12 protein-coding genes are annotated in these 14,778 nt (G+C 74.3%); 9 read left to right on the top strand and 3 right to left on the bottom strand.

Features of this window, described 5'->3' with window-relative positions:
- The first annotated feature begins 96 nt into the window (after positions 1-96).
- From ABZ565_RS00945 to ABZ565_RS00915, 7 genes are all read left to right on the top strand, one after another.
- Positions 97-1,359 carry a prenyltransferase/squalene oxidase repeat-containing protein gene (locus ABZ565_RS00945; RefSeq protein WP_361018694.1) on the top strand — a complete coding sequence of 421 codons (1,263 nt, stop codon included), beginning with the start codon at positions 97-99 and terminating at the stop codon, positions 1,357-1,359.
- Positions 1,356-2,036, top strand: a complete 681-nt coding sequence (locus tag ABZ565_RS00940) for an SCO2322 family protein (RefSeq protein ID WP_361018691.1) — start codon at positions 1,356-1,358, stop codon at positions 2,034-2,036. The genes ABZ565_RS00945 and ABZ565_RS00940 overlap by 4 nt, the downstream gene beginning before the upstream one ends.
- The gene (locus tag ABZ565_RS00935) at positions 2,033-3,193 is read left to right on the top strand and encodes an energy-coupling factor transporter transmembrane protein EcfT (protein WP_361018688.1); all 1,161 of its coding nucleotides are present in this window, start codon (positions 2,033-2,035) and stop codon (positions 3,191-3,193) included. Before ABZ565_RS00940 ends, ABZ565_RS00935 begins: the two co-directional genes overlap by 4 nt.
- Positions 3,190-4,920 carry an ATP-binding cassette domain-containing protein gene (locus ABZ565_RS00930; RefSeq protein WP_361018685.1) on the top strand — a complete coding sequence of 577 codons (1,731 nt, stop codon included), beginning with the start codon at positions 3,190-3,192 and terminating at the stop codon, positions 4,918-4,920. Before ABZ565_RS00935 ends, ABZ565_RS00930 begins: the two co-directional genes overlap by 4 nt.
- On the top strand, positions 4,917-5,741 hold the full coding sequence (locus tag ABZ565_RS00925; protein WP_361018682.1) for an ECF transporter S component: 825 nt from the start codon (positions 4,917-4,919) through the stop codon (positions 5,739-5,741). Before ABZ565_RS00930 ends, ABZ565_RS00925 begins: the two co-directional genes overlap by 4 nt.
- A gap of 303 nt (positions 5,742-6,044) precedes the next feature.
- Positions 6,045-6,482, top strand: coding sequence for a transglycosylase SLT domain-containing protein (locus ABZ565_RS00920; RefSeq protein WP_361018679.1), 438 nt, complete (start codon positions 6,045-6,047; stop codon positions 6,480-6,482).
- A 101-nt stretch (positions 6,483-6,583) separates the two neighbouring features.
- Positions 6,584-7,564: an AEC family transporter gene (locus ABZ565_RS00915; RefSeq protein WP_361018676.1), complete on the top strand. Its 981-nt coding sequence runs from the start codon at positions 6,584-6,586 to the stop codon at positions 7,562-7,564.
- A gap of 10 nt (positions 7,565-7,574) precedes the next feature.
- Here the strand turns inward: ABZ565_RS00915 and ABZ565_RS00910 are convergent, their stop codons facing one another.
- The gene (locus ABZ565_RS00910) at positions 7,575-9,524 is read right to left on the bottom strand and encodes a bifunctional glycosyltransferase 87/phosphatase PAP2 family protein (RefSeq protein ID WP_361018673.1); all 1,950 of its coding nucleotides are present in this window, start codon (positions 9,522-9,524) and stop codon (positions 7,575-7,577) included.
- A gap of 354 nt (positions 9,525-9,878) precedes the next feature.
- Here ABZ565_RS00910 and ABZ565_RS00905 point away from each other — a divergent pair, with 354 nt between their 5' ends.
- Positions 9,879-10,970, top strand: a complete 1,092-nt coding sequence (locus ABZ565_RS00905; protein WP_361018670.1) for a DUF2330 domain-containing protein — start codon at positions 9,879-9,881, stop codon at positions 10,968-10,970.
- Here the strand turns inward: ABZ565_RS00905 and ABZ565_RS00900 are convergent.
- Entirely contained in the window at positions 10,967-12,070 is a 1,104-nt protein-coding gene (locus tag ABZ565_RS00900; RefSeq protein WP_361018667.1) for a serpin family protein, read from the bottom strand. The two genes, ABZ565_RS00905 and ABZ565_RS00900, sit on opposite strands and share 4 nt — an antisense overlap.
- A 59-nt stretch (positions 12,071-12,129) precedes the next feature.
- On the opposite strand from ABZ565_RS00900, the gene ABZ565_RS00895 reads away from it, so the two are divergent.
- Complete coding sequence (locus ABZ565_RS00895; protein WP_361018664.1) at positions 12,130-12,615, top strand: GNAT family N-acetyltransferase; 486 nt, start codon at positions 12,130-12,132, stop codon at positions 12,613-12,615.
- Positions 12,616-12,632: 17 nt separating this feature from the next.
- Here the strand turns inward: ABZ565_RS00895 and ABZ565_RS00890 are convergent, their stop codons facing one another.
- Positions 12,633-14,765: an MDR family MFS transporter gene (locus ABZ565_RS00890; protein WP_361019271.1), complete on the bottom strand. Its 2,133-nt coding sequence runs from the start codon at positions 14,763-14,765 to the stop codon at positions 12,633-12,635.
- Positions 14,766-14,778 lie beyond the last annotated feature (13 nt).

Genomic DNA, 14,778 nt, shown 5'->3' with positions numbered 1-14,778 from the left:
CCGGAACCCCGGCGGCCCGCCCCGTCGAGGTATACGGAGCCGGAGCCTGGTGCCGTGTGTGCCTGCCCCCGGCCCCCAGGAGAGGCACCGCCCGCCATGACCGCACGCCGCAGCGCCACCGCGCTCGCCGTCACCGCCGCCGCGCTCTGCGCGGCCGCCGCCCCGGCCGCCGTCGCCGCGCCGTCTCCGTCGCCCTCCCCCTCGGCCGCGCTGCCCTCCGGGCTCTACGGCACCGGCGACCCGACGTACGACGGGGTGTGGCGGCAGTCGCTCGCGTTCCTCGCGCAGCAGGCCACCGGCGTGACCCCGGCCACGAAGGCCGTCGACTGGCTGACCGGCCAGCAGTGCGACAGCGGCGCGTTCCCCGCGTACCGCCCGGAGGCCTCCGCGCCCTGCACCGACAAGACGATGGTCGACACCAACGCGACGGCCGCCGCCGCCCAGGCCCTGCGCGCGGTCGGCGGGCACCAGGACGCCGTCGCGAACGCGGTCAGCTGGCTCAAGTCCGTCCAGAACGAGGACGGCGGCTGGGGCTACACCGCCGGCAGCCCCAGCGACGCGAACTCCACGTCCATCGTGATCGGCACCCTCGCCCGGGCCGGCGAGAAGCTGGGCGACGTCACGACGCACGGCGGCAAGACCCCGTACGCCGCCCTGCTCACGTTCTCCATCCCCTGCGGCGGCAAGGACGGCGGCGCCTTCGCCTACCAGCCCGACAAGGCCGGCAAGCTCGCCGCCAACGGTGACGCCACCGCCGCCGGTGTCCTCGGCGCGCTCGGCAAGGGCCTCGTCGTCTCGGACAACGCGGCCGTGAAGGACCCCGCCTGCCACAAGGGGTCCCCGCTCGAACCGGAGCAGGCCGCGCAGAACGGCGCCTCCTACCTCGCGACCGCCCTCGCGAAGAGCGGCCACCTCGACGCGGCCCCGATGCCCGGCGCGGAGGACAGCAAGCCGCAGCCCGACTTCGGCAACACCGCCGACGCGGTCGTCGCCCTGTCCGCCGCCGGGCACAAGGACAAGGCGGCCGGCCCGGTCGCCTGGCTGAAGAAGAACTCCGCCGCCTGGGCGAAGCAGAGCGGCCCCGCCGCCTACGCCCAGCTGATCCTGGCCGCCCACGCGACCGGCGCCGACGTCCGCGACTTCGGCGGCGCCGACCTCGTCTCCCAGCTGAACGCGACCGGCCCCGAGCCGGCCGCCGTGAAGAAGCCGCAGCCGACGGCCACGGAGGACGAGGAGAAGAAGGACAGCGGTGACGGCGACGGCATCGGCGGCGTCTGGTGGTTCGTCGGTATCGGCCTCGCGGTCGGCGCGGGCGCCGGCTTCCTGATCAGCGGCCGCCGCAAGAACCAGCAGCTGTGAGCCGCGTCGCACGGGCGCTCGCGCTCCTGCTCGTCGGCGCCGTCCTGGCCGTGCTCGGCGCGGGCACGGCGCAGGCCGCGGGTTACCGCTACTGGTCGTTCTGGGAGGGCTCGGCGGACGGCTGGTCGTACGCCACCCAGGGGCCGTCGCTCGTACGGCCCGAGGACGGCTCGGTGGCGGGCTTCCGCTTCGCGGTGAGCGCGGACTCTCAGGACGCGTCCAAGCCGCGCAGCGCCCCCGACTTCGCCAAGGTCTGCGCGGACACCCCCGCGAAGGACGGCAGCAAGCGCGTCGCGGTCGTCATCGACCCGGGCACCGCCGCCGACGCGCCGGACGGGGAGACCCCGCCCCCGCCGCGTACCGCCTGCGCGCGGGTCTCGAAGGACGCGAGCAGCGCGGAAGCCCTGGCTGCGGTCGCCAAGCCGCTGCGGTACGACGCGGGCGCGATGCTCTGCGCGATCTCCGGCTACCCGGCCACCGGCTGCGGCGAGCAGGTCTCCGGCGACAGCGGCGGCAGCAGCGCGGACAGCGGGAGCAAGACACCCGCCTCGGCCGCCGCCTCCACCGGCGGCAACGGCGACGACGGCGGCCCGTCCGCCGGCATACTCGTCGGGATCGGCGCCGTGCTGCTCCTCGGCATCGCCGCAGTCGCGCAGGCCCGCCGCCGCCGCGGATGACCGGCCCGACGGCCGGCCGCACGGACATCGCCACGGACCGGCTCCCCGCCTGGCGCGCCCCCGCCGCGACGCGCTCCAACGCGGTGCCGGCCGGGGCGTGGTGGCTGTGGGCGCTGGGCCTGGCCACCGCCGCGTCCCGGACCACCAACCCGCTGCTGCTCGGCCTGCTGGTCGGGGTCGCGGGGTACGTGGTGGCCGCGCGCCGCACGGACGCGCCGTGGGCCAGGTCGTACGGGATGTTCATCCGGATCGGGCTCTTCGTGATCGCGGTCCGCCTGCTGTTCTCCGTCTTCCTCGGCTCGCCGATCCCCGGCACGCACACCCTGTTCACGCTGCCCGAGCTGCCGCTGCCCGACTGGGCGAAGGGCGTCCGGATCGGCGGCCGGGTCACCGCCGAGCAGCTGCTGTTCGCGCTGTACGACGGGGCGAAGCTGGCGGCCCTGCTGATCTGCGTCGGTGCGGCGAACTCCCTCGCCAACCCGGCCCGGCTACTGAAATCGCTGCCCGGCGCGCTGTACGAGGCCGGGGTCGCCGTCGTCGTGGCGATGACGTTCGCGCCGAACATGGTCGCCGACGTGCTGCGGCTGCGCACCGCCCGCCGGCTGCGCGGCCGCCCGACCGGCGGCGTGCGGGCCGTCCTCCAGATCGGGCTGCCGGTCCTGGAGGGCGCCCTCGAACGGTCGGTCGCCGTGGCCGCCTCCATGGACGCGCGCGGCTACGGGCGCACCGCCCGCGTCCCGGCCGCCGTCCGGCACACCACGAACGTCCTGACCCTCGGCGGGCTGCTCGGCGTGTGCGCCGGTACGTACGGGCTGCTCGCCGCCGAGGGCGCCGGCTACGGGGTGCCGCTGCTGGCCGCCGGTCTCCTCGCCGCGATGGCCGGGCTGCGGCTCGGCGGGGCGCGTTCGGTGCGGACCCGCTACCGGCCCGACCGGTGGGGGGCGCGGGCCTGGCTGATCGCCGGGTCCGGCGCGGCGGTCGCGGCGGCGATGATCTGGGCCGGGAACGCCGATCCGGCCGCGCTGCACCCCGGGGTCGTACCGCTGACCGCGCCCGTGCTGCCACTGTGGCCGGCCGCAGCCGTGCTGCTGGGGCTGCTGCCGGCGGTGGCCGCCCCCGTCCCGCCTTCCCCCGCAGGCTTCCAGGAGCAGCTGTGATCCGGTTCGACGATGTTTCGGTGCGGTACGAGGGCGCCGGGCGCCCCACCCTGTCGGGGGTCGACCTGACGGTCCCGGAGGGTGAGCTGGTGCTGCTCGTCGGCCCGTCCGGGGTCGGCAAGTCGACATTCCTCGGCGCCGTCTCGGGTCTGGTGCCGCACTTCACCGGCGGCACGCTGACCGGACGGGTCACCGTGGACGGGCGCGACACCCGTACGCACAAGCCCCGGGAGCTCGCGGACCTGGTCGGCACGGTGGGCCAGGACCCCCTGGCGCACTTCGTCACCGACACGGTCGAGGACGAGCTCGCCTACGGCATGGAGTCGCTGGGCCTGGCCCCGGACGTGATGCGGCGGCGGGTCGAGGAGACCCTCGACCTGCTGGGCCTGGCCGGGCTGCGCGACCGCCCGATCGCCACCCTGTCCGGCGGCCAGCAGCAGCGGGTCGCGATCGGCTCGGTCCTCACCCCGCACCCCCGCGTCCTGGTCCTGGACGAGCCGACGTCCGCTCTCGACCCCGCGGCGGCCGAGGAGGTCCTCGCGGTCCTCCAGCGGCTCGTCCACGACCTGGGCACCACGGTCCTGATGGCGGAACACCGGCTGGAGCGCGTGGTGCAGTACGCGGACCAGGTCGTCCTGCTCCCCTCGCCGGGCGCCGCCCCGGTGATGGGCACGCCCGCCGAGGTGATGGCGGTCTCCCCGGTGCACCCCCCGGTCGTCGCGCTCGGCCGCCTCGCGGGCTGGGACCCGCTGCCCCTCACGGTCCGGGACGCGCGGCGACGGGCCGGTGACCTGCGCGACCGGCTGGCGGAGCGGGCGCCGGGGGCGGTGGACGAGGGCGCGCCCCGTCCCGCGATGCCCGACGCTCCCCTCCCCGAGCCCCGCCCCGCTCCTCGTCGAGGCGCCCTCGCCCGCCTCTTCGGCCGCGCCCCGCGGACCGCCCCCGCCCCCGGACCCGCCCCCGGCGCCCCCGCCGCCCAGGCGGAACGGCTCGGGGTGCGGCGCGGCCGCGTCGAAGCGCTGCGCCGGGTCTCGCTCACCGTCCGGGCCGGCGAGACCGTGGCGCTGATGGGGCGCAACGGCGCGGGCAAGTCCACGCTGCTCGGTACCTTCGTCGGCATGGTCGAGCCCACCTCCGGCTCCGTCCTGACCGGCGGCCTGCCCCCGCACCGGACCCCGCCGCGCGAGATGGTGCGCCGCGTCGGCCTCGTACCGCAGGAGCCGCGCGATCTGCTCTACGCGGACACGGTCGCCGCCGAGTGCGCGGCGGCGGACGCGGACGCCGGGGCGGAGCCGGGCAGCTGCCGGGCCCTGGTCTCGGAGCTGCTGCCGGGGGTCGAGGACGACACGCACCCCCGCGATCTCTCCGAGGGGCAGCGCCTCGCGCTGGCCCTCGCCCTGGTGCTGACCGCCCGGCCGCCGCTGCTCCTCCTGGACGAGCCGACCCGGGGTCTGGACTACGCGGCGAAGGCCCGGCTGGTCGGGGTGCTGCGCGCGCTGGCCGCCGAGGGCCACGCCATCGTGCTCGCCACCCATGACGTGGAGCTGGCCGCCGAGCTGGCGCACCGGGTGGTGATCCTCGCCGACGGGGAGGTCGTCGCGGACGGCCCGACCGCCGAGGTCGTCGTGTCCTCGCCCGCGTTCGCCCCGCAGACCGCCAAGATCCTCGCCCCGCAGGAATGGCTCACCGTCCCCCAGGTGCGCGCGGCCCTGGGAGGTGGCGCGTGAACGAGGTGGGGAAGCGTGGCCGCCCGGTCCGGCTGGGTCCCCGGGCGGTCGTCGCGCTGGTGCTGATCAGCGCCGTCGGGATCGCCGCCTTCGGGTGGCCGCTGCTCGCGGACCGGGATTCGGGGCTCGCGCACGCGCAGGACGCGCCGTGGCTGTTCGCCGCGCTGCTGCCGCTGCTGGTCGCGGTGGTGGTCGCGATGATCGCGGACGCCGGGCTCGACGCGAAGGCGGTCGCGATGCTGGGGGTGCTGGCCGCGGTCGGGGCGGCGCTGCGCCCGCTGGGGGCGGGCACGGCGGGCCTGGAGCCGATGTTCTTCCTGATGGTGCTGAGCGGGCGGGTGCTGGGGCCGGGGTTCGGCTTCGTGCTGGGGTCCGTGACGATGTTCGCGTCCGCGCTGCTGACCGGCGGGGTGGGGCCGTGGATGCCGTTCCAGATGCTGTCGATGAGCTGGTTCACCATGGGCGCCGGGCTGCTGCCCGCCCCGGACCGGCTGCGCGGGCGCGGGGAGCTGCTGATGCTGGCGGCCTACGGGGCCGTCGCCTCGTTCGCGTACGGCACGATCATGAATCTGTACGGCTGGACGATCGTGCCGGGCCTCGCCTCGGGCATCTCGTTCCGGCCGGGCGACCCGCTGGGCGACAACCTGGTCCGCTTCCTCGCGTACTGCGCGACGACCTCGCTCGGCTGGGACCTGGGCCGGGCGGTGCTCACGATCGTGCTGACCCTGACGGTCGGGGCGCCGCTGCTGAAGGCGCTGCGGCGGGCGACGCGGCGGGCTTCCTTCGAGGCCCAGGTCACATTCGGCGCCCCTGGCGAGTGAGGGCACCCACAGGACCTTGGTCCTGTACGAAGCGGCTTAGGAGCCGCGCACGGGCTTCGCAGGGCCCCGCCGCACCCCATCCAGCCTGCTATGAAGCGCTTTGGCATGGTTCGGGACCTTCGGCCCCGGGTGCGAGGCGGGGTCGTAACAGGGGTCGTTGCCACGGCCGAACGGGCTCGCTAAGACTGGATCCCGTCGCCGAGCACCGCAGGGTCCTCACCGGGATCGCGGTCAACGAGCGCCGGTCCACGCAGGATTCGGACCGAGCCGTGCGACTCCCCCGTTCCCGACGTTAGGTTCCCTGTGACGTTCGCCCGTAACCTCATCGCCAAGCCCCGCACCACCCGTCGTAAGGCCGCCATCGCAGGCGCCTCCGTGCTGCTGGGCGCCACCGGCCTCGGCCTGGGTGTCTCCCCGGCCATGGCGGCCCCGTCCGCCGCACCGACCTCCGCCGGGAGTGCCCAGGACACGGCGAAGCAGATGATCGGTGACGACGGCCAGTTCCAGTGCTTCAGCAACATCGTCAGCCACGAGAGCGGCTGGAACCCGAGCGCGACCAACGCCTCCTCCGGCGCCTACGGACTGGTCCAGGCGCTGCCCGGTTCGAAGATGTCGTCCGCCGGTTCCGACTGGAAGACCAACCCCGGCACGCAGATCAAGTGGGGTCTGGACTACATGAACTCCCGCTACGGCAGCCCCTGTGGCGCCTGGTCCTTCTGGCAGGCCCACAACTGGTACTGAGCCGGCCCGGCTCGAACCGGTGACTCCCGAAGCCCCGACCGCTCAGCGGCCGGGGCTTCGGCCTGTCCGGTGGCGGTACACCGATCCGTACCCCCGTCCGCATGCCGAACGGACGTGCGGGGATCATGGCGGCCATGCATGCCCTGCTCTCCGCGTTCGCCCCCATCTGGGTCCTGACCGGCATCGGCTACGCGGTCGGGCGCGGCGGGCTGCTCGGGGAGCAGGCGGAGGCCGTGCTCGGCCGGTTCGTCTTCCATGTGGCGATGCCCGCCGCCCTGTTCACGATGGTGTCGGGGGCGGGCCCGGACGTGTTCGGCCATCCGTCGATGGTGGCGTTCGCGGCGAGCACGGCGGTGGCGGCGGGGGCCGGGTTCGTCCTCGTCCGGCGGGTCTTCGGCCGGGGGCGGGCGGACGCGGCGATCGGCGCCATGTCCTCGGGCCATGTGAACTCCGCGAACCTGGGCATCCCGGTGGCGGTGCAGGTGCTGGGCGACGCCTCCTTCGTCGCGCAGGTCATCCTCTTCCAGGTGCTGGTGCTCTCCCCGGTGATCCTGACGCTGCTGGACTCCGGGACGCGCGGGGGCGACGGGCGGCGCCCCGGCGGCGGGGTGCGGCGACTGCTCACCATGCCCCTGCGCAACCCGATCATCCTGGCCTCGCTGCTCGGCGTGGCCGTCTCCGCGACCGGACTGCGGCTGCCCGCCGCCGTGACGCACCCGTGCGACGTGCTCGGCGCGGCGGCGGTGCCCACGGCCCTGATCACGCTGGGCCTGTCACTGCACCGGGGCGCGGGCGGCGGCGGCCGGGCGCGCCGGGAGCGGGCGGAGACCGCGGCCGTCGTCGCGGTGAAGACGCTGGGCCAGCCGCTGGCCGCCCTGCTCATCGCGGGCCCGGTGCTGCGCCTCCCGGACCACCAGTTGCTCGCGGTCGTGCTGTGCGCGGCGCTGCCCACCGCGCAGAACTCCTTCATCTACGCCCGCGAGTACGGCCTCGGCACCGGGCTCGCCCGCGACGCGATCGTGGCCTCCACGCTGGTGTCGATGGTCACCCTGTCGGTGGCCGCCTGGGTGCTCGGGCCGTGAGCGGTCCGGGCTACGGCTTGCCCGCCAGCGCCTCGCCCTCCGGTGCATGGGCCGCCTCGCCCTCCGGGGCCTCCGGCGCCGACCGCAGCCGGCGCGGCCCCGCGAGCACGTACGCGATGAGGAAGCCGAGCGCGACGACGACCGCCCCGCCCACCGCGTCCAGCACCCAGTGATTGGCGGTCGCGACGATCGCGGAGACCGTGAACAGCGGATGCAGCACCCCGAGCGCCTTCATCCACACCTTCGGGGCGAGCAGCACGATGATCACCCCGCACCACAGGGACCAGCCGAAGTGCAGGGAGGGCATCGCCGCGTACTGGTTGGTCACCGCCGTCAGCGCCCCGTAGTCGGGCTGCGAGAAGTCCTGCACCCCGTGCACCGTGTCGACGAAGCCGAGCCCGGGCATCAGCCTCGGCGGGGCCAGCGGGTAGAGCCAGAAGCCGACGAGCGCGAGGAGCGTGGCGAAGCCGAGGGTGGACCGGGCCCAGCGGTAGTCGGCGGGGCGGCGCACGTACAGCACGGCGAGGATCGCCAGCGGGACGATGAAGTGGAACGTCGAGTAGTAGGAGTCGAAGAAGTCCCGCAGCGGGCCGACGCCCGCGACCGCGTGGTTGATCCGGTGCTCGATGTCGATGTGCAGCCACTGTTCGAGCGAGTGGATCTGGTGCCCGTGCCGCTCGGCGGTGTCCCGCCCGGCCGTGGCGGCCAGTCTGACGTGCCCGTAGGCGGAGTAGACGACGCGGATCAGGAGGAGTTCCAGGAGCAGGTTGGGCCGGCTGAGCACCCGCCGCCAGACCGGCAGCAGCGGCACCCGGCCCCAGCGGGCCGGGACCGGCTTCGCGTACGCGGTGGGCACGGGCCGCTGCCAGTACGGGGAGGTGCGCGGCAGGAACGGCGTCACGCAGGCGGCCCCGAGCGCGGCGATCAGCAGCACGTTGTCGCGTACCGGGAACACCGCCCCGATGTTCGGCAGCAGCATCGCGCCCGGCAGGGTGGTCACCAGGATCACGACGGCCGGCCACACCAGCCGGTCCGAGGCGCTGCGGCCCGCCCGGCCGACCACGGCGAGCAGCACCCAGAGCAACTGGTGCTGCCACGCGGTCGGGGACACGGCGACGGCGACGCACCCGGTCACGGCCGCGGCGAGCAGGAGCTGCCCGTCGCGCGCGTACCGCACGGCGCGGCGCAGGCCGATGACGCAGACGGCGGCGGCCAGCGCCAGGAACAGCGCGATCTCCGGCGGCCCGGCGAGGCCCAGGCGCAGCAGCGCGCCGTGCAGGGACTGGTTGGCGAGGCTGTCCGCCTGGTCGCCGAGGCCGGCCCCGGCGACGTGGTGCACCCAGTACGTCCACGAGTCGTGCGGCATCGCGGCCCACGCCAGGGCCGTGCACGCGGCGAAGGCGCCGGCGGAGGTGAGCGCTGAACGGCGTCTTCCGGTGAGCCACAGCAGCAGGGCGAACAGGAGCACGGCCGGCTGGAGGGCGGCGGCGACCCCGATGAGCGCCCCGGCCTTGCGTTCCCCCCGGACGACGAAGAGGCCGACGAGGACCAGGAGGACGGGCAGGATGCTGACCTGGCCGAGGTGGAAGGCGTTGCGCACCGGCAGCGAGAGCATCAGCAGGCTGATCGCGACGGGCGCGGCGAGCAGGGCGGTGCGCCGGCCGACGGGCCCCGGCAGCGCGCGGGCGGCGACGAGGCCGAGGACGGCGACGAGCAGGAGCGAGCCGAAGGTCCAGGCGACCCCGAGGCTCTGTTCGGCGGTACGGGTCAGCGGCTTGAGGACGAGCCCGGAGAAGGGAGTGCCGGTGAAGCGGTCGGTGTCGTACAGCGAACCGGTCACATGGAGCACCCCGTTGTCACCGATCCAGGTCTCCAGATCGATGAGCCGTTCGCCCGGCGGCTGCCGCAGCACCACCGCCATCTGCCGGACGGCCAGCGCGGCCGCGACCAGCCAGAGCACCGCCCGTACCGTTCCGGTCCTCACTCCCGCCGTCGCGCTTGTGCTGCCACTGTGCTCCGCGTTCGCCACGCTGCGCCGACCCTCCCAAGGTCTGTCGCCGGCCGGTTGTCCGGCATGTGTGAAACCTTCGCATTGTGCTCTTGGGTAGACCCAATCAACCCCTTTGACGCCTGACTGTCACCCGGATTCGGCCGGAAGTCCGCTCGGCCGGGTGCGCGGCGGGGCCGGAACCGGCGGGGGCCCGCGCACGTCTGAGCCCGTGATCAGCAACGACGGAGAGGGCGGAAGATGCGGCGCGCGGGGAGAAACGGAAGGACGGGGGGCTGGGCGGTCCGAGCGCTCTCCCTGCTCCTGATGCTGGTGTCGCTGCAGGTGGGGTCGCTGATCGCACCGGCGTACGCCTGCGGCTGCGGGGCGATGGTGGTGCACCGGAACAGCCAGGTGGCGGTCGACCGGGAGACGTCGGCGGTCGGCTGGGACGGCCGCACCGAGCAGATCGTCATGCAGCTGAGCGTCCGGGGGAACGCGCCGGACGCGGCCTGGATCATGCCGGTACCGCACCGCGCCACGGTCGAGCTGGGTGACACGGCGCTGTTCTCCGAGCTGAGGGCCCTCACCGCGCCGGTCACCGAGGAGCGGCACTACTTCTGGCCGCGCGGCAAGGACTGGCCGTTCGGCGGTTCCGGGGACTCCGTCGGCGACGGCGCCGCCGCCCCCAGGGCCTCCGCCCCGGTCGACGTGGTCGGCCGGGAACGGCTCGGCCCGTTCGACGTGGCCCGGCTGGCGGCGACCGACCCGGAGGCGCTGGAGGGCTGGCTGAAGGAGAACGGCTTCGAGCTGCCGGACCGCCTCGCCACGGCCCTGACCCCGTACGTCGAGCAGAAGTGGGAGTACGTGGCGGTGCGCCTCGCGCCGGAGGAGCAGGGGGGCACGCTGAGCGGGACGCTCGACCCGCTGCGGCTGCGGTTCGCCAGCGACCGGATGGTGTATCCGATGCGCCTGTCCAAGCTGGCCGCCACCCCGCAGTCCCTCGACCTGTACGTGCTGGCCGACCACCGCATGGAACCGCGCGGCGCGATCGGCGGGCGGCCCCCGAAGGTCGCGTACGCGGGCCGCGTCGACCCCGCGAAGGAGTCGTACAACGCGCTGGCGGCGGTCACCGGGGACAAGCCGGTCTTCGTGACGGCGATCGACCAGTACTTTCCGTCGCCGGAGCGGATCGACGGCGACCACGAGCTGCGGGCGACCGCCGAGGACACCCCGTACCGGACCGTGGTGTACCGGGACACGCTGCTGACCTGGGGCTCCATGCCGGCCTGGCTGCTGACGCTGCTCGGCGGCGCGGTGCTGCTGGTGGCCCTGCCCCTGCTCCTGCTCGTACGCGCCCGGCGGCGGCGCCCGGTACTGCCCCCGCCGCCGGTCTTCACGCCGCCGCCACTGCGCTAGGCCCTGTCCGGCGGGTACGTGGGGGTTTCCGCCTGCCAGCCCGCGAAGAGCGGGACCTCCTCGCCGGGGTCCAGGACGACGATGCCGAAGGGCCGGTCGAAGGCCAGGTGCAGGCGGCGCGGAGGCGGGCCCGGCTCCGCGCCGGACGGTACGGGCAGCACCGTCACGGCGGCCGCCGCCAGGCCCTCCTCGTTCACCTTCAGCACCGCCTCCTGCACCACCTCGTTGAGCATGAGCGGGGTTTCCGAGATCCCGGAGAAGTCGGCGGCGTACGTCGTGGCGAGACGGATACCGAGCGCCGACAGGTGGTCGGTCGCCCGGATGTGCGTACGAAGGGTGAACCGCGGAACCGCGATGGTCACGGCATCCGCCTTCAGGGCGGTCCGCGCCTCCTTCGGCGCCCAGGCCGCCGGGAGCACATCGGCCGCCCCCTCGCCCGGCCGCCCCAGCACGAGGCGCACCTTGACCGGCGGCGACGCACCCGGCCCCTCCCCGGCGCACCGCAGATCGACGACGAACGCGCCCCCTGTCATCCAGACGTCCCATGACAAGGGCTTCCCGGACATCGTCGGCACCTCGCGGGTGACGCCGGACGCGTCGGTGAACGGCCGGTCCTCGGTCGCCGCCTTCGGGAAGGGCGTCGCCCAGTCGGCCTTCAGCGCGAGGGCGTTGACCAGCACCAGCAGCATGCGGTTGCTCACGGCCACCGGGAGCCGCTCGATGAGCCCGCCGGTCCTCTCCCGGACCCACGCGTCGGCCTCGTCCGGGTCCATGGGCCCGAAGCCGATGTCCGGCAGCGCCTTCCGGAGTCTCCGGTGCACCTTCGTACGCGTCCAGACCCGGGTCGCCACGCCCAGCCCGTCGGTGGCCGCCAGCGCCCGGGCCGTGGCCGTCGCCGCCCCGGCCGCCTCGTCCCCGGCCACCCCGAGCACCGCCCGCAATTCCTCGGCGGTCTCCCCGCGCGCCCCCGCCGCGAGGGCGGTCAGGGCCAGCCACAGCCCGGCGGGCGAGCAGACGAAGTCGCCGCCCGGCCCGGCCAGCTCCCGGATCCACCGCTCGCCGAGCCGCCGGACCGCTCCGGCCCCGTTCTCCCGCACCACCGCACCGCCCCCTCGAAATCGCCTGGCTCATACATGTGTGCGGTAGCAAGAATGGCCCAATGACCTGGACCGTGGCACCCGAACCCTTCGACTCCCCGGACGCGGCCCTGCTCCGGCGGGATTACTACGCCGAGGTCGCCGGCCGCTACTGGGGCCGTCCGGCGACCGCCGAGGAGATCGACGCCGGGCTCACCGACGACGGCGCCGGACTGCTGGCCGCCCCGACCGGTGACTTCGTCGTCGGCCGCTCCGGCGGCCGGGCGGCGGCCTGCGCGGGCCTGGTCCTCGTGGCCGCGGACACGGCGGAGCTCACCCGGGTCTACGTCCGCCCGGAGTTCCGGGGCACGGGCGGCGGCGGACTGCTGCTCGCGGCGCTGGAGGAGCGGGCCCGGGCGCTGGGGGCGGCCCTGCTCCGGCTGGACACCCGGCACGACCTGGTGGAGGCCCGCGGCCTGTACGCGAAGCACGGCTACCGGGAGGTCCCGGCGTTCAGCCGGGGCCCGTACGCGGAGCACTGGTTCGCCAAGGAGGTGGCCCCGGCCTGATGCGGGGGCCGGGGCCGCTAATCCCGGTACGGGTGCCCCGCCGCGTGGTCGCGCTTGGGTTCCGGGCTGTGCGGGCGCTCCTTGCTCGACCCGCTGGTCTCCCGTGTCAGCTCGGAGACCAGCGCGACCAGGTCCGTCGGCCGGTCCGGGCCCCACCAGTCGCCCAGCAGCTCGGCGAGGGAGTCCTCGCGGGCCTGGGCGAGCTTCACCACCGCCTCCGCGCCCGGCTCGGTGAGGACCATCTGCACCCCGACCCGCCGGACGAGCCCGCGCCCCTCCAGCTGCCGGGCCGCGTCGTTGATCACCCGCAGCGGCACGGGGGCCACCTCGGCGAGCCGGGCGGGCTCCACCGTGCCGTGGCGCTTGATCCGCAGCAGCATCCAGCTGGCGGCGGGCAGCAGGTCGTAGCCCGCCTTCTCGGTGATCCTGACGTAGACCTCGCGGCGGCCCTCCCGGGTGGCCAGCACGGACAGGGCCCGGGCGCACTCGTCGTACGAGGAGCGCTCGACCGGGTTCGACGCCAGCGTCTCGCTCGGGTCCGGCGCGGTCACCGATCCGCGCAGCTTGTCCTCCTTGAGGAGCCAGGCGAAGAGGAAGGCGACCAGGACGACGGGTGCCGCGTACAGGAACACATCGGTGATCGACGTCGAGTACGCCTGGAGCACCGGCCCCCGCAGGGAGTCCGGCAGCCGGCCGATGGCGCGGGGGTCGGCGGCCAGGCTCTTCGCGTCCACGCCGGGCGGCAACGGCCGTCCGGCGAGCGCGGCGCCGAGTTTGTCGGTGAGCCGGTTGGTGAAGATGGTGCCGAAGATGGCCACGCCGAACGAGGCGCCGATGGACCGGAAGAACGTCGCGCCCGAGGTCGCCACGCCGAGATCCCGGTACGAGACGGCGTTCTGCACGACCAGGACGAGGACCTGCATCACCAGGCCGAGGCCCGCGCCGAAGACGAAGAAGTAGGCGCTCATCTCCCAGGTGCCGCTGGACACCGTCAGCCGGTGCAGGAGCAGCAGCCCGATGGCCGTGATGCCGGTGCCCGCGACCGGGAACACCTTCCAGCGCCCCGTGCGGCTGACGATCTGCCCGGACACCGTCGAGGTGATGAGCAGCCCGAACACCATGGGCAGCATGTGGACACCGGACATCGTCGGCGTGATGCCGTGCACGACCTGGAGGAAGGTCGGCAGATAGGTCATGGCGCCGAACATCGCGAAGCCGATGACGAAGCTGATCACGGCGACGAGGCTGAAGGTCCTGATCCGGAACAGCTTCAGCGGCAGTACGGGCTCGGTGGCGCGCCGCTCCACGAGCACGAACGCGACCAGGAGCACCACCGCGAGCACCGCGAGGCCGATGATCTTCCCCGAGCCCCAGGGCCAGGTGGTGCCGCCGAGGGAGGCGACGAGGACGAGGCAGGTGGCGACCGAGGCGATGAGGAAGGTGCCCAGGTAGTCGATGGTGTGCTTCGTCCGGCGGACCGGGATGTGCAGCACGGCGGCGATCACCACAAGGGCGACGACGCCGATGGGGAGGTTGATGTAGAAGACCCAGCGCCAGCTGAGGTGCTGGGTGAAGAAGCCGCCGAGCAGTGGCCCGAGGACGCTCGTCGCGCCGAACACGGCGCCGAAGAGGCCCTGGTACTTGCCGCGTTCACGGGGCGGGACGATGTCTCCGACGATCGCCATCGACAGCACCATCAGACCGCCGCCGCCGAGCCCCTGGAGGGCGCGGAAGCCGATCAGCTGGGGCATGTTCTGGGCGAGCCCGCAGAGCGCGGAGCCGATCAGGAAGATGACGATCGCCGTCTGGAACAGCTTCTTGCGCCCGTACTGGTCGCCCAGCTTGCCCCAGAGCGGGGTCGCGGCGGTCGAGGCCAGCAGATAGGCGGTGACCACCCACGACAGGTGTTCGAGCCCGCCGAGGTCACTGACGATGGTGGGGAGCGCGGTGGAGACGATGGTCTGGTCGAGTGCGGCGAGCAGCATGCCGAGGAGCAGTGCGCCGATCGCCACCAGGACCGACCGCGTGGAGCGGCCTTCGCCGGGGGCCTGGGCCGTCGGGCTCAGCTGCTGGGCCATGAGACATCTCCTCGGATCCGCTAGACCCCCATCCTGTCTGTTCTGCCCCGTTATGGCCTGCCGGGGGCCCATCCGATTGGGCTTC

The organism is Streptomyces sp. NPDC016469, from assembly GCF_040632905.1.
GTDB lineage: Bacteria > Actinomycetota > Actinomycetes > Streptomycetales > Streptomycetaceae > Streptomyces.
The sequence above is the reverse complement of the archived record's forward strand: the minus strand, read 5'-3'. Positions and strand labels throughout refer to the sequence as shown.